Raw genomic sequence first — 18,382 nt, 5'->3', positions numbered from 1 at the left:
CTGCAACAATCACAGTCTTGGTTATTTCCTTATCTGGACTCATTTTAGGTCGTGCCTTCTGCTCATGGTTTTGCCCTCTTGGGGTTGTCGGTGAATGGCTGCATCATTTTCGAAATTTGCTGCTACCTGGTGAGTGGACTCCGCCAAAATGGTTAGACCTACTGCTCAAGTCTCAGAAATTTCTAGTTCTATCATTTCTGATGTTCATAGTTATTCTTGCTGTTCCAAATGTCGCACTGCCAGGGTACTTGATGAGTCAGTTTCACCAAGCTGCTGACATGAAAATGGGAGCCTTCTTTTTCAACTTGAACTTCATATCAGGTATTTTTGTTGTCTGGGTATTAAGTGTCACGATGCTTTTCAAGCAAGGTTTCTGTAGATACCTATGCCCTTATGGTGGATGGCTTTCCTTGTTGGGGCTTCTGACACCATTACGTATTCGCAGGTCTTCCAGCAGCTGTTTACGAAGCAAGGGATACGATTGTGATAAATGCAGTAGAGCATGTCCATCAAGGATACTGGTTCATGAACTTATATCAGTCAGAAATATTGAGTGTACAAACTGTTTAACTTGTATCTCTGCATGCCCAAAACAAGCTAATGCGATTCATTTTGGTACTGCGAATAAAATGGTTTCAGCAAAAAATCTGCTTACAATGTTGTGTGTTTTACTTCTCTTAATGCCATTGTTTGCTCATATTATTTTCGATTTTTGGACAAGCAACACACCATTAGAACAACGCCGTTATCTATTGGATATTCTGCCGAGTCTTTCACATTAGAGTTGATGTTTTATCTCACAAAAGCATAAAGAATAAATAAGAGAAATTGATGTAACAAGGTGTATCGAGGTTAGATTTCGATAGTTGGTATATTAACTTAGATAGCGTTAGGGTATATGTATTCAATGGATAGAATCACTATATACCTAACGCATATCATGGTTAGGTAAGTCACGCCACATATAGCCTTCATTAATATATGCTGGATTAGATTTTAACTTTGATAGCGCTTCATTGATATCAGATATAACTCTATAACCCCACTCAGTTTTCGGTGCAGCTACATAAGTTGATATTTCTTTTGGCTGTCCAGCTATCGGAAGAACTTTGAACTTCCCTAGATAAGCCTTTTTATTTAAATCAGATACTGTTGATGAGCCATACCCAAACTTACTTTCTGTGTAATAGATAATTTCCTCTGGGTATGCGATGGTAAAACCATTTACATCTTTTAATAGCATATCCAGGACATTACCCATCGGAGCATTGAGAGAGTAGTTAACTCTCTTATTTGTTTTATCTTTAATTGCGAGGTCAAATTTACTTCCATATGAACGAGATGCTATGAAATAGCCAAGTTTATCCTTCGATTGAATCAACCGAAGCAAATCAACACCGTCTCCATCAATTATATACTGCTTATAAGTGTTAAGCTCACTGGATGGTATGATTACATGTGGTGCAGTTGATAGTGTTTTATGAAAAGTAGAAAATGTTTGATACTTCTCTCTTTCAGGTGTCTTTATCATATTTCCACAAACAACTTTCTGTCCTTGCTCCATCATATGCCGGATCCTGGCGATGTTAGCCCATATGATCACATGGTTATACTGGGGCAATTCAGCTCTGATCATAGCGTCAGTAACATCAACCACACCTCTACCTGAATAGCTACCATCCTTAATATAAAATGGAGGGATATCATATTGAACCCAATGGATTGTCTCTTTTGCAGTTACATCGACAGATATAATAAAAGAGATGAGTATTAGAAGAATCCTTTTCATGGCAATTTCACCTCTCTATTATACTGATATAAACCATAGTGCGGCGATTAGTCAGCAACACTAACATCTTCACAAGAAAACATTGGCATACGTATGCGCTTTCGTAAACCTACTAACGTAGAAATTTCTGGTTTTCTGTATCGTCAAGGATGGTGCTGAACGTTGATACGCCGAACTCTCCCGCTTGTCGCCATACACGGCAGCATGAGGCTTGATTGTTGCTGTCCCATAGAGCCCATAGAGCTTGTACGCTATGTGGCGTGCTCTTGAGGTCGAACAATGTCAGGTGTGCAATCCTTTGATGACGGGATCCTGCGCTGGCTTCGGCTTCAAATATGGTTTGCTTGGTTTCTCTATAAAATAGCTTAGCTATAGCTATAACAAACACGCCTTTCTAGTCGCCTTATCTCTTGATTAAAAATGCACCCTGCAAGGCTATCACTAGGAGAGCCAGGTACTACGATAAATAAACCACAGTTTGGAGGGTATAACAGGCCATGTTTTTTACCTCGTTTGTATCTCCATTTTCGTTTGATATACTTCCGCACAATAACATCTATTTCTTTAGAAGTTGAATATCTCATGACTCCTCCGGCGAGGATGCATTAGTTAAATCTATAACTGTTTCTTCAAGTTTTGTTATATCACTGAAAGTGAAGGATTATCCGCTCATCATCAGAAGCAAAATCTTCTGATGCCCATACCCACTGTAATTGTCTTGTTATATTATTAGCTGCATCTTCTATGCCTTTTTTAGACCACGGTGCAGCTCGATAGCTACCATCAGGCATTAGTTCAACTAACGAAATAGTGTAACTTAGATTGTAAAAGCCAAGTTTTCTACGTTTTTCCGGAGATAATCTCCACGTGTCGTAGGTTAAATTAATTGTTCCATTATTCGGACTGACCTTCCATGAGACCTCAGGTAGTTGATGAAGATGAGTACGCAATCCCTCTGCTAGACCACTAGTAAGCTTATTAACTATCCAGGCGTGAGATCTACCACTAACTATAAACCTGTTAAATACCGAATCTTCTTGGTCAGTAAACCAACCTCCGGAATATGCAGTTCTGCTCTTAGCATTGTCCGTTATTTCAATTACTTTCAGTCTCAGATTTTTTATGTCTGATGGATACAGAACTTCATCATTTAAGGTGACGAAATTAGCCTCATCAAAAGCTATTCGGTCTAACTCAGACAACATCCATTTATCTGCTTCACTGGGTGATACCCATTTTAATCCATCAGGCTTAGGTAACGTTCTTGAAAAAATGAAAGTGGTTTTATGGAAGCCACTAATTCTGGGATGGATAAGATCTACATGTATCCAAGGATATGTATGCTTAATGCTGATATGCATATCTTCAGTATAGTAATGACCCACCTTCTTGATGACATCCCGTACCTCCCACATAATCTCACTAAGGCCATACTCAAAACTTGTACTTATTGAATCCATTACAGTCTTACGGATAAACCAGTGACCATGTACATTTGCAGGATTTAGAATTTGCTCGCTACTCCAACCTGTAATATCTCGAAGTTTTATTAACTCGTCAGGTTGTCCAATCAATTGAGCCAGTTCTATTTGGATGCCAAGATCTCTTGCAAAATCATAGATATCTTTGTTCATATCAGGACATTGACCATTATATTTGCTTTGCCACTCAGAAAACTCATTATTAAGTGCTTGGTTATTGCCAAGTTCCAGCTGTGCTTTTAGTTGCTTGACTAATTTATCTATATAGTGATAAGACTCAGGCGTGTCTTTCCCTTGTAATATCTCTACGGTTGTTTCAAGCACTTGAGCTAGAGCATTTGCCAAAGCCTTGCTGGTGTGTCCGTTCTTTTCTACTCGTTGATAATGACCAATGAGGGTTTTTGGAGCGGCCTCTGGAGAGCGACCCAAAATCTTGTAAGCCTTACTCATCAACATTTCTTGGGTCAGGCCTGATTCAACACGTAGACCCTTCAGCCTTTCAGGATTGATGACAAACGATGTTCTTCCCATATGAATGAGCTCCTAAGTGACGATGCACATATCATGGTGGAAATAATAAATGTTGTATATACATCATAAATACCACATCTATTTTTTTGCGTAAGCCGAGCAACAGGGTTCGCTGAGCTATACGCTTGGTCTTGGCCTTCGTAGGTGCGTGAGAGGTAACTGCGATAGTCAGCATCAGTTGCAATCTTCATCACTTGCTGTGAGCAGATAGAGCTTTACTTCGAGTGGTGAGAAGTAAGAGGTTTAGCCTGGTGTGCAGCCAGTTGGCATCACAATCCCAAACATGCAGCTCGGTGTGATCGCCCTCTCATCTAGTTTTCTCTATTCATGGTTTGTGACCAAACCATCCATGTAATCTGTTACTATGCCACCCATTTGGCACCACAACTTGTGGGCAAGTAAATAAGTCTCATGACGCATTAATTAGAGAGTTGTTAATGAATGATTCCATAGCCAAGCTATCATTTAATTTCATAGGGAAAATCCTTGGCTCAGATACGATTGTTGTGCAGGGAGATAAAATAGTATCCTTAAAAAAGGATACTATTTTAGAAAATGACTCTGCATCCGATTTCAGGAGTTTTGCAACTTTTGAACGAAAATTTCTAGGTGGGATACTTACCTACAAAATTGGAAGTAAGACTAAAAAACACAAATTTATTAGATGTGCTGATTCAGATAGCTTCGTTGAATCGCTAAATACATTAATAGCAAAACATATTACAACAACAATAGAGCAGAAAGTTACCGAGTTTTATAGTCTTGCTTTTGATGAGTACCCAAGAGATTCCTGGGTGAGTAATCTTGCTCAGATATGTATGTCATTGAGCCGCGACTATGAGGCTCAGAGCGAACAATGGGAAAGATATTTAAATCCTGAACTAATAGAGAAGGTAAAAAATCTAATATCATATCATCCTCTTAATATTGAATACATACGCGAGCAGCACGAAGAGTATCAACTTATAAAAAGAAAAGAGTTCTTTGATGTAGTAGAATCAAATCCATTAACTAATGAACAGCGTTTGGGCGTATTACGCTCCAATGATAGGAATATGGTGCTTGCAGCAGCTGGTACTGGAAAAACATCTGTCATGGTTGCTAAGACCCTCGATTTGATAGACCGAGGATTAGCGAAGCCATCGGAGATCTTGGTTCTTGCATATAATAAGACTGCTGCGGGCGAACTAAGTGAACGCCTCGAAGATAAAGCTAAGAAGTCTAATATTGAGCTAGAATCGACTCCAGATATTGCTACTTTCCATGCGTTAGGCAGGATGATTCTACGTAATTCAAACGTTGATACCAACATATCTATTTTTACTGAGGATGACGTAAAGCTAAAACTATGGGTCACCTCATGGCTTGAAGAATATTTATCATCAGATGTCGATAGAATTTATGACTTTATAAACATGTTCCCAGAACCCGTTAACCCTTTTGATTTTAAGTCAAAATCAGAATATGAAGCGTATATCAGGGACAACGAATTTAGAACCCTCAATAGTGATCTCGTTAAGGGCTATCAGGAACTCCTTATAGCAAATTTCCTTTATGAGAATGGTGTTGAGTATAAGTATGAGTCTCCATATGTGACCAAACGGCGCATTGATATTGGTTTTGACTATCGCCCAGACTTTAAAATCATAGAACCTGAACTTTATATTGAGCATTTTGGTATAGACCGTAATGGAAGAACTAGGCCGGATATAGATCGTGTTTCTTATAATCAGTCCATTAATAATAAAAGAATGCTGCATAATGAATGTGGAGCTGTTTTAATTGAGACATTCCATTATGAATGGATAGAGGGTGTTTTACTGGAAAACCTCAAGAAAAAGCTGTTAGATAATGGTGTCGTTCTTAATCCATTATCTCCTGATGAACTGTTCAACAAGCTGCGTGATATGGGTCATATCACAGGCTGGGGTGAACTTTTGACAAAAGCCCTCCAATCCATTCGAGTTGAACGCCTCACGAAAGAGTCCATACAGAGTAGGTTCGATGCTACTGGAGTGCATCATTCCAAGAAGCTCTCAGAAATCTTGGATTTGCTTCATCATGCATATATCAGTGAGCTCAGAGAACAGAATGCAATTGACTTTGATGACATGATAATCAGAGCGATTCAGGAGGTAAATGCTGGCAAATATATTCCTGAATGGCGATACATACTGGTTGATGAGTTCCAGGATATATCAACAGCTCGAATGGAGTTCATCCAGACCATCATTAAAAATGGGCCACAGCCATCACTAACTGTCGTTGGTGATGATTGGCAGTCAATTTATCGATTTAATGGTGGAAAGTTAGAGCTAACAACTCGCTTTGGTGAAATCGTTGGTAGCTACACGCTTACTAAACTACAAAAGACTTTCCGCTATAACAATAGCATTGCCGATACTGCTGGTCAGTTCATTATGGAAAATCCTGAACAGTATAAAAAGTATATAGAAACGCATACTGTGGTTGAGGATTCACAGATTTATCTGCTTGATGACAAATCCCCAGAAAAAGGAGGTTTGAATAAAAGAGTCGCTGAGGTTGTTCAAAAGATTAGAGAGAATGATGCGACTGGAAGCATCGCCGTTATTGCTCGTTATAACTATCTTTTAAATGAGGCTAAGAGTGCATTAAAACAGATGAATAGTTTACGCAATGTTAACTTCTGGAGCTTCCATAAATCTAAGGGGTTAGAGGCAGACTATGGAATTTTGATCGGCTTTTTTCAAGGAAAGATGGGATTCCCTAATGAAAATAAAGACAACCTTATAGTTGAATCCCTGCTGCCATCTCTAGACCCATATCCTCATTCTGAGGAAAGGCGCCTCCTGTATGTAGGCATTACCCGAGCAAGGAAGAAAGTCTACATTATTGCCAATCCTACAGCACCATCCGATTTTGTGACGGAGTTACTCTCGCCAAAATACAAGATAAATGTTGTTTCAAAAGCATTCAGTGAGGAATCAAAAAAAAGGTTCAAGTGCCCATACTGTACAGATGGCTATCTAAGGTTGGTCAAGGGGCCGTATAGTGATTTCTATGCTTGTAGCACAGGTTTTGGCTGTCCTGTAGGAAAGGCTAGAGTGTGTGAGAAATGCCACTCACCCTCAATTGACACAAGGAATGAGAGCGTTTGCAATAATTCTCTTTGTGGTTGCAAAATTAAAATATGCCCTGAGTGCGGACGACCAATGAAAATCCGTAATGGTCAGTATGGTGACTTTTGGGGATGTACTGGTTATGGGATTAAGGATGACCAGTGCAAGGTTATCATCAAGGTCAAGCCAGGCTTATGATAGCTAATTACGTGAGTTAAGGTGGGGGGACATATGGATACGTTTTCCGAAATCATAAATGAATTCAATAGTACGTTTTCTACCAATGCTAGCCTGTGTGAAGATTTAAAGGTTGGGTGGGATCTGGGAGATTGTAGGTCTTTTGCTTTATACCAGTTAGTAGAAGACCAACGAAGTGCCCCCTTTGGTACGGTTCTATACCACCATATCGGCAGCTACAACACTGGTGAGGTATACGAAGCAGAGGGGACAGCAGGCTTCAGTCTCTGCTCACGACTCGATAGTATTGAAAAATTTTTCCCTTTGTCTTCAAACAAGGCGACTCGAAATTTAGAGATTGGGTATCGGTCAACCTGGCTTGGAGGTAGTTGTGCATTTTCCTCTATTCCGTTTAAGCGGTGGTGGGTTGATTCATTTAAAACATTGTGTGCAAATGTTCCTGCCCAGGCTGAGCTGGTTAACTCATTCTTGACGCGAGAGATAGGGGTTCTTGCGGACAAAGCTAGAAAAAATAACGATAAAAGTGGCTCAGTTTACAAGCGTTTCGTAGAACGGTTTGAGTACCTATCACTTCGTGTAAATCAAGAATTTCTTGATTCAACAAACTACATTCTTCATCCTGAACTGTTTTTTAATGTAGTTTCAATTAATTTGGTTAGTTTGAATGAACAAGAAAAAATGGAGTTAATGAACAAGGCAAGGAGAGATAGCCATTTTGATGACCTATCTAGAAAGTGGTAACCACTTAGTTGATGATGGAGGTGATTTATTTTAACGTGGTAATTAAATCACCTTGCTTATGGGTAAAGTGATATTGTTATTACATGGGAGCTGTATTAAATATTTGGCTTCATCTTGATTTTCCTCTATACCAGCTAAAAAACAAAGGACATCTTGATTCATCCACTATAGTGATATCTCCACGGAGAGAAATTTGGGTGATTGAGTCATTTTTTATCTCGAAACCGGAGGATGAGCGGCCTGCTTCAAACAATAACAGAATGGCTTTATAAGCCATGATCTCAGCATCAGAATATTTTGGTGTTACTCCCGATGCCGTGCGTGAGGTTATGCTATTTAATCGTTGTCGCTCTATTTCTTGATGAGCATTTTCTAGAGCAGCTTTTAGATTTTGGGATTCACTGCGCATTGCTGCTAACTCGCTGCGTAAGATTAAGTTTTCCTCGGCGAGTTGTGCCTCCTTAGAGCGTAGTTGGATTTTTATTCGCTCCTCCGTTTTATAAAATGATGCGACTAGCGTTCGGTAAGGACTGTTTTTTCGTCTTAATGTGGAGCCACTTAATAAATCTCTTCTAGGGTGGATCTCTGATGAGATATCCTGAGTTGAGTAAATCTCGTTATATCTTCTAGCTATTGCCTCTGTGAGGGCTGTTAGGGTGGGGTAGAGATCGCAATCGAGGCTTCTCAATATTTTCTCAATGCGATCTTTTCGAGTCTGAACCTTTCGCTCTTTCTCTATTAGCATTGGACTATATTTCATTCGCTCAAACAATTTTGAGTTCCTCTAGCAGGTTTATATCTAAGGTTTTCTGTTCCATACACAAATCCAGGAGCTTTTCTGGCGTCGTATTTTTTAACTCTGCCAATAAGGTCAAGTTTTGTACGACAAACCTCACAGGGTCATAATTCTGCATATTATCAAAACTAGGTAATGTCTCTCGCATAGCCATCACCTGAATTTTACCTGCGATCATGGAGGCCATGCGTTGTAAATAATTACTCTGCATTGAGGGTGCTCCATTGGTCTCCTGTAGTCGTGCAAATAGTTTATTGGATATATCGTCACTGGGGATTATCCTAAATTGTTCGATATTTTTAGCTCCTAATATCATGAATGAGCCTGGATTGTCCTCTATATGCCGCAATCTAACAAACCAACACGATGCTTTATATAAACTATTTGTTAACTGTATTCTTAGCGTATCTTGTTCTGCTTGATTAGTTGAATTTTTTAGCATTGCAGAAGCATCATTTATCTCATCTAGATTGCGTCTTATTACAGCCGAAATTGCCACTTTGTGATGCTCGGTAATACATGCTCGTGAACATTCATGACAGTTCATTCTACCATGTGTGTTAATTACTTCTTCTGGGCACTGGTTGTCATGCGGACAAATGTGAGTGTAGTTGAGAGCCAAACCACGGCCACCGGACTCTTTGAGTGCATTCAGCCCCACCTCAGAGCCTGCAAAAAATGGTGACGCATTACCATCGAGTCGAGTAACCGCATTAATGAGATCTTCTTCACGAACAACTGACTCAGTTACAGATGCTATTCTGTATTTTTCTCGAATTGGAGCCAGAACCTTATCTGTTTCAATGTCAAGTTTGGTATAAAAATTAATGGTGCCATCACTCTGTCCTGTAAACATCCTTACCGCCTCACTATCTCCAGTTGCGGCATGAATTACGGTTACAAGTTGTGTTCGCAGACTATGTGTTGTTATTGCGGTTTTCTGGACGATTGGTGTAAACGGATGTGGTTTTGACTCATTACTATATTTTATTAAATAAGAAGGGGCATTGATTATTGAACCATGTTTTTTGGCATTATCTAGGCTTCTAATCGTGGCATTTATTGGTGCGTAACTGAGTTTGCTGACAAATGGTATTCCAGTTCTTGTCAGCCAATCCTCAAACATTTTAATGTATGGAGATATAGAAAAATGATAGTCTGAATTTTTTGATGTTGACTGTAGCAGAGGGCGGAATTTTCCGTTCTTGGACTGCTCATTATCCTGATATGGGATCGGTTGTGTATATGCCTCCTCTGAGTAAAGCTGTCGAAGCGTTCTGGCAAAACGCAACATGACCATAATTTCCTCTGATATCATACTATCAAGGCCTGTTGGTTTGACCTTATCGGTTCGAATGCGGAGTGGCACTAGTCTTTCACTGATCATTCCGTTGATGGGAGGTGTATAGTCAGAATCAAATGTATCAGCACATAGGTATGCAGCGTTAGAGGCTCGTTGGCCTGCATAAGCAGCTATAACCAGGATCATAACATGGTGATAATTAGCTAATGGAACCATAGTAAGTGATTTACCCATTTTAATTTTTTTCGTTATTCCTTTACTATTGCTTGGGTATTCAATGGTTCCAATATCAAACTCCATACCACCCAGCGTAATAGTCGTTGGTATAAATATAGAGTTTGAGTCACTATCAATAGTTTTCCGTAAATGCTCAAAATATGGCATTCTATGAATTTTATTCAATTCTATCTTCAAAACATCAACGTATTCTGACTCATCATTTTCTAGAAGTTTGCATGCTCTCTTAGCGGAAATAATCAAAAGCGTTTTTGCCAGCTCCTTCAAAAAAATGCGAAATATAACCCAATACCCCAAATGGAATATATCTTTACTGCTTTTGCTTCTGGCTTTATATCCTATGTTTCGAAATGAACGGATAGGATTAGACTTTAGATTATATCCGTCGATTTCATAATACTCGTCAATTATTGTTTGAAAAAATCGTCTTAATGTTGCAAGAGCTTCTCTTATCGTATTTCGCTCATTAAAATCCGTATCATCATTCCTGCTATTATCTTGTACTAAAGCCTCAATGAAATCGAAAAAAGAAACGGGGTATATAACATCTTTTCCGCTGGCGTCAGCGGTTTTTTGATATTGATGGTCTATAACGGGATCCACGAGGAAAAACACAGAACCTATAAATTTACTAGGGGTGTCAGGATATTCAAACAAACAGTTTTCATTTTTTTCAAAAAATTTTGGCAAATAAGAATATAAATACGAATTCAGATATTGTAGTGCTCTTGCTCTATCTTTTGATGTGTTTTTCTCAATATGAGCGACATTACAGAATGCTAGCTCAGCTCGCTTCCATAAACCATCCATGATGTTGTTTGGAGCATATTCAGTGGTGCTTTTATTTATAGTAATATCTCCGAATTCAACAATGCCTTTGTTTACAATAGGGATTAATACACGTTGGACGGTCGAGTTATGGCAGACCTCGCCTAATAACTTTATTTCCTCACTGCGACATACCTCTTTGTATTCAACATTTTTGTGTTGGGCATCTCTAGTGGAGAAAATATTCTGGTCATTCAGCTTGGCTATTCGAGATTCTACAGGTCGTCTTGTAAAAAGTAACTCAACATCATTACACCACTCATGTGGAAGAACTCTGCCAACTTCTAATGCATAGCAGACCTGGCGCCATGCTATTGCGCTTGATGGCATGGCAATAGCGCTCTCAATCATAAACTGAGAAAACGACTCCGGTGTCATCTGTTTATATGAGGTAATACCATTGCAGAGCATATAACGGGCAATAAAGCTGACATTTGCTGTCAACGTTTTATGATTGAAATTTGTCCCTTTTAGAACTTCATTTTTAATAAATGGTCTCAGTTCTGATTTTTTATCTGGGCGTTGTGATTCAGCAATTAAGTCTATAGCAATTCTAGGGAAATAGTGAAGCCATGTCCCATTTCCTAATAGCTCATTATGAATCTTTGCGTCTCCCCAACGGATTTCAGCAGGAAGTTTGCATCCGGACTGCGCAGCATTAGCCAGCAGAGCAAAAAAAATGAAGCGAACGGTTCCCTTGGCTTTACTATCAACAGCCAAATGCATTATGGATGGAAAGATACTATCAAAATTATCCTGCCACGCTCTTGCATCCGAGATTGTTTCAAGGATTTTTGTAACAAGTGATTCATTCCACTCAATTGGAACCAAGCTTAATTGATAGGCGAACCATTTTCTGGGGTCGTAGTTACGTGCTACACCCTTAAGATATGAGAAGGCATGAAGGTCTTCTGAGATTGACTGCCCAATGTCTCTGAGATTCTTATCATCTAACATAATTAACACACCTAAAAATTAGCGCCAAAGGACTCGGCTAGCATTCTCATATCCGTGGAATTTACAATGTTGGATGTGAGTAATCTCATTGCATCCTCAGTTTGAGTCCTGACCTTCTCTATATCCGGCACAGCATAAACTAGAGTTGATTCGATAGATGAATGTCCCATTAATCTTTGGACAGTGTGCTCATTCAGCCCATGTTTAATATTTCCATTTTCTAACTGGATAGGAAGATAATTGAGACTGTACATGCCAAAAAAATGCCGTGTTGAATGAAGACCGAAATTTTTTGGCATTGGAGTCCCTCGTACTTTGTAAACTCTCTCAAGAGCAGCTCTGAAGGGATATAACCTAGTATTATGGTCTGAAAGAACCAACGGGCGCCCTTCATAGGGTTTTTTAAGTACAACGAATAATAGCTGATGCCCACAGTGCAGGGGGGCTCGTTCCTCACGAAGATAACGTGGAAGAGTCTCAAAAAATATCGTACGAAAAGGTTCAATAAAAAACGTTTCTTCGGTATCACGTCCCTTGTATGCTGCCGATGAAAGTGCCTCTCCAGAAATCCTCTCAAATGTATTACCATATTCTAAGGGACGTGTTATTGGATTGACACAACTAATCTTTTTCTCTTCTACGTTGATGTCTCTTAGCAAGAGAGCAAAGACTTCAATACTTCTAAGACCAGTACCAAGCATCAGTGACCACAAACAGCGATCACGAAGGGTTTTAGCTGCATTGAGCAAGGGGAGGGTATCCTCAGGAGGAAGCCACTTTTCTCTACCACTTCCTTTTGCTGCATAATGAAATACTTTCTTGTACTTCAGAAGGCTGCCTTCAGCTAAACGAGGGCCATTGCATATTACCCCAGCAAACATGGATTTTTTAAATAGCTGTTTTCTTTCATACGGAGAGACTGCTTTGCTAAGCAATGCGTCTTTAAACATTGCTTCTGGAGCCAAATTAATATTGATCAGCCCCATATCTGCCACTGCTTGCATTTCTATGTGTTGTGTTGCTGATGCGCGGAGAAAGCCACGAACTGAAGAGATAATCCTTTCGTTTGTGTTGTTTTGAGTAGGACGCCTCTTTGTTGTAGCGGCAGCAAAGTAGGCCAGTGAGTCTTTGTTGTTTTCTGTGCCGCGAGCCAGGTAAAGCGGAAACTGCTTGATGATTTGAGTGAGTAGTGACGTTCCGGTGTCCGTGCTCTCCAGACTGGAGATTTTGCTTAGGTCACTTAAAGCCTCTAGGTACACAAAAAAGGTTTTTAAGTCTGATGCAATGTTGACGGTTGTGCTCTTGGGGGCACTTCTAGCTAGATCGTTGACATAACAATTCAACGCTTCAATAGGCTTTCCATCGCTGTAGAAGGCGAACGATTTTTGACCAGTTGAGAGATGAAACGCAATCCTATCCAAGCTCGTCTCCATATGCACTGAATCCCTGTACATAAATCACACTATATTAGTGCATACGAGTGCGCAACCATTTGTTGAGAATAAAAAAAAGCCGCGACATTGAAATGTAGCGGCTTTCTTCTAACTTACTGAAAAGTATGGAAAATGGAGAGGATATCGGGGCTCGAACCCGAAACCTACGGCTTAGAAGGCCGTTGCTCTATCCGATTGAGCTATACCCTCAGAATCTCTTTTGCAGTGACTCTACGTATGCACTACAAATCTGTACCTTATAAGAACCTGCGACCCACGGCTTAGAAGGCCGTTGCTCTATCCGACTGAGCTAAGGGCGCTTTTCTCGACTCGCCTGAGTGGCAAATCGATAAACTTGGTCGGTGATAAAGGATTCGAACCTTTGACCCTCTGGTCCCAAACCAGATGCGCTACCGGACTGCGCTAATCACCGAAATTGTTACTTTCAACGTGCCAGCATAACGATATGAGCCGTACTGGGCAACGGGGCGGCATCATAACCAAGCAAAAGAGCCAGCGTCAACGTATTTTTCCCCCAGTAAATTCAAGTGCCTACTTATTGCCCGTTGCAGGCCAGACCTCTCTTGGACGCTAACATCCCGGCTAAAAAAATGCGACAATGCGCGGCAGTTGAACACATGGTGAGTGGAGAACGATGTCTGCCAAAATCATAGATGGAAAACAGGTTGCGCAAACGATTCGCAGCCAGGTCGCGGCACAGGTCCAACAGAGGTTGGCAGCAGGGAAACGGGCTCCAGGGCTGGCAGTCATTCTGGTGGGGGCAGATCCTGCCTCTCAGGTTTATGTCGGCAGCAAACGTCGGGCTTGTGAAGAGGTCGGTTTTCACTCTCGTTCATATGACCTGAGTGCAACGGCAAGTCAGGATGAGTTGCTGGCGTTGATCGATCAGCTGAATGATGATTCAACCGTCGACGGGATCCTCGTTCAGTTGCCGCTGCCGGATCACTTCGATACTACTCTGGTGCTGGAGCGGATCCTCCCTGACAAGGACGTGGACGGTTTTCATCCGTACAACGTGGGCCGTCTTGCACAGCGTATTCCGGCGCTGCGTCCCTGCACCCCGAAAGGGATCATGACGCTGATTGAAACCACCGGTGTTAAAACCCATGGTTTGCACGCCGTTGTGGTCGGTGCTTCCAACATCGTCGGGCGTCCCATGACCCTCGAATTGCTGCTGGCGGGCTGCACGACCACGACCTGTCACCGTTTTACCCGGGATCTGGAGGATCAGGTTCGCCGCGCAGATTTGCTGGTAGTGGCGGTTGGCAAACCCAATTTTATTCCCGGAGAGTGGATCAAGCCGGGCGCGCTGGTTATCGATGTGGGCATCAACCGTCTCGCGGATGGTTCGCTGGTTGGGGACGTGGAGTTTGAAACGGCGCGCAGTCATGCCTCTTTCATCACCCCGGTTCCCGGTGGTGTTGGCCCCATGACGGTGGCCAGTCTGATGGAGAATACCCTGATAGCCTGCAACGAGTACCATGACTAAAGCGTGACAATGGTGCGTGCGTGGCTAATGCTAGGCGAGTCACATAAATGAAAATAAAAAACCGGTTGCTCAGAGAGGAACCGGTTTTTTATTTATCCAACGGGTTTTCGTTTATATATTTTGTGCTTCGTTCGGCACAATGACGGAGGCGTGATTTCCTTTCGGCCCCTGTTGCAGTTCAAAGTGGACAGCCTGACCCGCTTTCAGGGTCTTGTAGCCCTCCATTTGAATGGTGGAGTAGTGAGCAAAGATATCTTCACCACCCCCTTCCGGACAGATAAACCCAAATCCTTTTGCGTTGTTAAACCACTTAACTGTGCCGGTTGCCATACTTCTACATCCTTTTATTGATTACCCAGAAGTCGTTGAGTAACCTGCGCCAGCCCATTATAACTAGGGACATGAGCCCATAGCAGACGGGCACAGATTAGCAAGTAACCAATCTAGTCTAACTTTTGAGCGAGTCAAGGAGTTGTTAACAACTGATGTGATCTGGTTAACAAGTCTATTGACAAGCTTGTGTGAGACGGTAGTAATCTAGAGGTACCAAAGCGCGATTATGAGCAAGCAGAAAGAACTCTTTGCTAATGAAGAGATTGCAGAAGCAGAGAAAACAAAGCTGCAGCCGCCACCCATGTATAAAGTTGTGCTGAACAACGATGACTACACCCCGATGGAGTTCGTGGTGGAGGTGCTGCAAAAGTTCTTTGGTATGGATTTGGACAAGGCGACTCAGGTCATGCTGAGTGTGCATTATAGTGGTAAGGGTGTCTGCGGCATGTTTACCGCAGAGATCGCCGAAACCAAGGTTGTCCAGGTCAACACCTATGCACGTAACAACGAACATCCACTGCTATGCACTATGGAAAAGGCTTGAATCTGATGACTTGATGGCGAGTGTGACACCACATTGTAGCTGTACTAGGGGAGGTGCCTATGTTGAATAAAGATCTGGAAAAGACGCTGAACGAGGCTTTCAAACTGGCTCGTGACGAGCGCCACGAATTCATGACTGTCGAGCACCTGTTGTTAGCCCTTCTGGATAACAGCTCAGCCCATGAGGCGCTGAGCTCCTGTGGTGCCGATGTCGAGCAGATGCGCAAGGAGATCCGCGCATTCATCACTCAAACAACCCCGCTTATTCCGCGCGATGACGAAGATCGGGAAACCCAGCCGACCCTGGGCTTCCAGCGCGTACTGCAACGCGCCGTCTTCCATGTGCAATCCTCCGGCAATACCGAAGTCAGTGGTGCCAATGTACTGGTCGCCATCTTCAGCGAGCAGGAGTCTCAGGCCGCTTACTTCCTGAAAAAAGCCGAGATCAGCCGCCTCGATGTGGTGAACTTCCTCTCCCACGGGGTGCGCAAGGACAGCAAACCGGATGTCAGCAATAACAATCCGGAATCTGACGATGATGTCTCCGCCGCTCAGATCGAAAGCTTTGCCACCAACCTGAACCAGCTGGTGCTGGAAGGGCGCATCGACCCTCTTATTGGTCGTGACCAGGAGCTCAATCGTACCATCCAGGTACTTTGCCGCCGCCGCAAGAACAATCCGCTGCTGGTGGGTGAGGCGGGGGTGGGCAAGACTGCCATTGCGGAAGGTCTGGCTTACCGTATCGTCAAGGGCGATGTGCCCGAGGTGATTGCCGGTAGCACCATCTACTCGCTGGATATGGGCTCTCTGCTGGCTGGAACCAAATACCGTGGCGATTTCGAGAAGCGCCTCAAGGTACTGCTCAAGCAGATTGAGCGGCAGGAAGGGGCCATCCTCTTTATCGACGAGATCCACACTATCATCGGTGCAGGAGCTGCCTCCGGTGGTCAGCTGGATGCCGCAAACCTTATCAAACCGCTGCTCTCTAATGGTTTGCTCCGTTGTGTCGGCTCCACTACCTATCAGGAATATGCCCAGATCTTCGAAAAAGACCGCGCTTTGGCTCGTCGTTTCCAGAAGATCGATATCACCGAGCCGACCGTGGATGACACTACCCGTATCTTGATGGGCCTCAAGAGCCGCTACGAGGCTCACCATGGAGTGCGTTATACCGCCAAGGCGATTCGCGCTGCGGCAGAGCTGTCCGCTAAGTACATCAACGATCGTCACTTGCCGGACAAGGCAATCGACGTGATCGATGAGGCGGGGGCTGGCCAGCGGTTGTTGCCGGCGAGCAAGCGCAAGAAAGTGATCAACGTGCAGGAGATTGAAGCCATCGTCGCCAAGATCGCCCGCATTCCGGAAAAATCAGTTTCCTCTTCAGATAAAGAGGTACTGAAGAACCTGGAGCGCAATCTGAAGATGGTGGTCTTTGGTCAGGACAAAGCCATCGAGGTGCTGACCGATGCCATTCGCCTCTCGCGCTCAGGTTTGGGTAACGAGCGTCGCCCGGTAGGTTGCTTCCTCTTCGCCGGCCCAACCGGGGTGGGCAAGACCGAGGTTACTCAACAGCTTGGTAAGGCGCTGGGTGTGGAGATGCTGCGCTTTGACATGTCCGAGTATATGGAGCGTCACACCGTCTCCCGTCTGATTGGTGCTCCTCCCGGATATGTTGGTTTTGAGCAGGGTGGTTTGCTGACCGATGCGGTGATCAAGCATCCTCATTCCGTCGTGTTGCTTGACGAAATTGAGAAGGCGCACCCAGACGTATTCAACCTGCTGTTGCAGGTGATGGACAACGGTACCTTGACTGACAACAACGGGCGCAAGGCGGATTTTCGCAATGTCATTCTGGTGATGACTACCAACGCCGGTGTGCAGGAGACCCAGCGCAAGTCGATTGGCTTCCAGCAGCAGGATCTGAGCCACGATGCCATGGCGGTGATCAACAAGACCTTCAGTCCGGAGTTCCGTAACCGGCTTGATCACACCATCTGGTTCAACCATCTCGACATGACAGTGATCCACCAGGTGGTCGACAAGTTCATTGTCGAATTGCAGGTGCAGCTGGATGCGAAGGGAGTTTCTCTCGAAGTGTCCGAGCGTGCCCGTCACTGGTTGGCCGAGAAGGGGTATGACAGAGCCATGGGGGCCAGACCTATGGGTCGGGTCATTCAGGAGCACCTCAAGAAACCGTTGGCTAACGAGATCCTGTTCGGCTCACTGGTTGATGGGGGAATTGTGAAGGTTGAGTTGGTAAATGACAGCCTCAGCTTTGATTTTCAGGTCAATGTTGAAGCTGTTTCCCACTAAGTAACCATAATTAGAAAACGACAAAAAACCCCAACCGACAGGTTGGGGTTTTTTGCTGAATTCCTGGCTTAGCGAGAGCGGAAAACAATACGTCCCTTGGAGAGATCGTAGGGAGTCAGTGCTACCGTTACTTTGTCTCCAGTCAGGATACGAATGTAGTTTTTGCGCATCTTGCCGGAAATATGAGCGATAACCACGTGACCATTCTCCAGTTCCACACGGAACATGGTATTGGGCAGGGTTTCGAGAATAGTGCCCTGCATCTCAATACTGTCTTCTTTAGCCATT

Annotated in this window: 13 protein-coding genes and 3 tRNA genes; 6 read left to right on the top strand and 10 right to left on the bottom strand. The window is 43.1% G+C overall.

Annotated elements, in window-relative coordinates:
- A partial coding sequence (locus AAHA41_RS20025) for a 4Fe-4S binding protein (protein WP_323071687.1) occupies window positions 1-782 on the top strand: 782 nt, incomplete at its 5' end.
- A 146-nt stretch (window positions 783-928) separates the two neighbouring features.
- Here the strand turns inward: AAHA41_RS20025 and AAHA41_RS20020 are convergent.
- Both AAHA41_RS20020 and AAHA41_RS20015 read right to left on the bottom strand, forming a co-directional pair.
- On the bottom strand, window positions 929-1,789 hold the full coding sequence (locus AAHA41_RS20020; RefSeq protein ID WP_245131229.1) for a TIGR02285 family protein: 861 nt from the start codon (window positions 1,787-1,789) through the stop codon (window positions 929-931).
- Between the two features lie 644 nt (window positions 1,790-2,433).
- On the bottom strand, window positions 2,434-3,801 hold the full coding sequence (locus AAHA41_RS20015; protein WP_150389426.1) for a hypothetical protein: 1,368 nt from the start codon (window positions 3,799-3,801) through the stop codon (window positions 2,434-2,436).
- Window positions 3,802-4,238: 437 nt separating this feature from the next.
- Between AAHA41_RS20015 and AAHA41_RS20010 the strand changes: the two genes are divergently transcribed.
- Both AAHA41_RS20010 and AAHA41_RS20005 read left to right on the top strand, forming a co-directional pair.
- Window positions 4,239-7,100 carry a UvrD-helicase domain-containing protein gene (locus tag AAHA41_RS20010; RefSeq protein WP_342697337.1) on the top strand — a complete coding sequence of 954 codons (2,862 nt, stop codon included), beginning with the start codon at window positions 4,239-4,241 and terminating at the stop codon, window positions 7,098-7,100.
- A gap of 33 nt (window positions 7,101-7,133) precedes the next feature.
- Window positions 7,134-7,841: a hypothetical protein gene (locus tag AAHA41_RS20005; protein WP_323069049.1), complete on the top strand. Its 708-nt coding sequence runs from the start codon at window positions 7,134-7,136 to the stop codon at window positions 7,839-7,841.
- Window positions 7,842-7,950: 109 nt separating this feature from the next.
- Here AAHA41_RS20005 and AAHA41_RS20000 read toward each other — a convergent pair whose 3' ends face one another.
- The 6 genes from AAHA41_RS20000 to AAHA41_RS19975 all read right to left on the bottom strand — a co-directional run bounded on the left by AAHA41_RS20000 (window position 7,951) and on the right by AAHA41_RS19975 (window position 13,828).
- Window positions 7,951-8,613 (bottom strand): hypothetical protein, encoded by a 663-nt coding sequence (locus tag AAHA41_RS20000; protein WP_152985855.1) that lies wholly within the window; start codon window positions 8,611-8,613, stop codon window positions 7,951-7,953.
- Complete coding sequence (locus AAHA41_RS19995) at window positions 8,606-11,962, bottom strand: hypothetical protein (RefSeq protein WP_152985856.1); 3,357 nt, start codon at window positions 11,960-11,962, stop codon at window positions 8,606-8,608. The genes AAHA41_RS20000 and AAHA41_RS19995 overlap by 8 nt, the downstream gene beginning before the upstream one ends.
- Window positions 11,963-11,973: 11 nt before the next feature.
- Window positions 11,974-13,395, bottom strand: a complete 1,422-nt coding sequence (locus AAHA41_RS19990; protein WP_323069051.1) for a site-specific integrase — start codon at window positions 13,393-13,395, stop codon at window positions 11,974-11,976.
- 133 nt (window positions 13,396-13,528) lie between these two features.
- Window positions 13,529-13,605, bottom strand: a tRNA-Arg gene (locus tag AAHA41_RS19985).
- Between the two features lie 11 nt (window positions 13,606-13,616).
- Window positions 13,617-13,707, bottom strand: a tRNA-Arg gene (locus tag AAHA41_RS19980).
- 44 nt (window positions 13,708-13,751) lie between these two features.
- A tRNA-Pro gene (locus AAHA41_RS19975) sits at window positions 13,752-13,828 on the bottom strand.
- 222 nt (window positions 13,829-14,050) lie between these two features.
- Between AAHA41_RS19975 and folD the strand changes: the two genes are divergently transcribed.
- A complete protein-coding gene (folD, locus tag AAHA41_RS19970) occupies window positions 14,051-14,905 on the top strand; it encodes a bifunctional methylenetetrahydrofolate dehydrogenase/methenyltetrahydrofolate cyclohydrolase FolD (RefSeq protein WP_139394782.1) in 855 nt (284 codons plus the stop codon).
- Window positions 14,906-15,016: 111 nt separating this feature from the next.
- On the opposite strand, the gene cspD is transcribed toward folD, so the two are convergent.
- The gene (gene cspD / locus AAHA41_RS19965; protein ID WP_033115164.1) at window positions 15,017-15,235 is read right to left on the bottom strand and encodes a cold shock-like protein CspD; all 219 of its coding nucleotides are present in this window, start codon (window positions 15,233-15,235) and stop codon (window positions 15,017-15,019) included.
- A 229-nt stretch (window positions 15,236-15,464) separates the two neighbouring features.
- Here cspD and clpS point away from each other — a divergent pair, with 229 nt between their 5' ends.
- Together clpS and clpA are read left to right on the top strand one after the other, a co-directional pair.
- Window positions 15,465-15,782: an ATP-dependent Clp protease adapter ClpS gene (gene clpS, locus AAHA41_RS19960; protein WP_005337111.1), complete on the top strand. Its 318-nt coding sequence runs from the start codon at window positions 15,465-15,467 to the stop codon at window positions 15,780-15,782.
- A gap of 59 nt (window positions 15,783-15,841) precedes the next feature.
- Entirely contained in the window at window positions 15,842-18,094 is a 2,253-nt protein-coding gene (gene clpA, locus AAHA41_RS19955; RefSeq protein WP_033115165.1) for an ATP-dependent Clp protease ATP-binding subunit ClpA, read from the top strand.
- 68 nt (window positions 18,095-18,162) lie between these two features.
- Here the strand turns inward: clpA and infA are convergent, their stop codons facing one another.
- Complete coding sequence (gene infA / locus AAHA41_RS19950) at window positions 18,163-18,381, bottom strand: translation initiation factor IF-1 (RefSeq protein WP_005300033.1); 219 nt, start codon at window positions 18,379-18,381, stop codon at window positions 18,163-18,165.
- Window position 18,382: the final 1 nt, after the last annotated feature.

This window comes from Aeromonas sp. SER, assembly GCF_038739615.1.
Lineage (GTDB): Bacteria > Pseudomonadota > Gammaproteobacteria > Enterobacterales > Aeromonadaceae > Aeromonas > Aeromonas jandaei.
The sequence above is the reverse complement of the archived record's forward strand: the minus strand, read 5'-3'. Positions and strand labels throughout refer to the sequence as shown.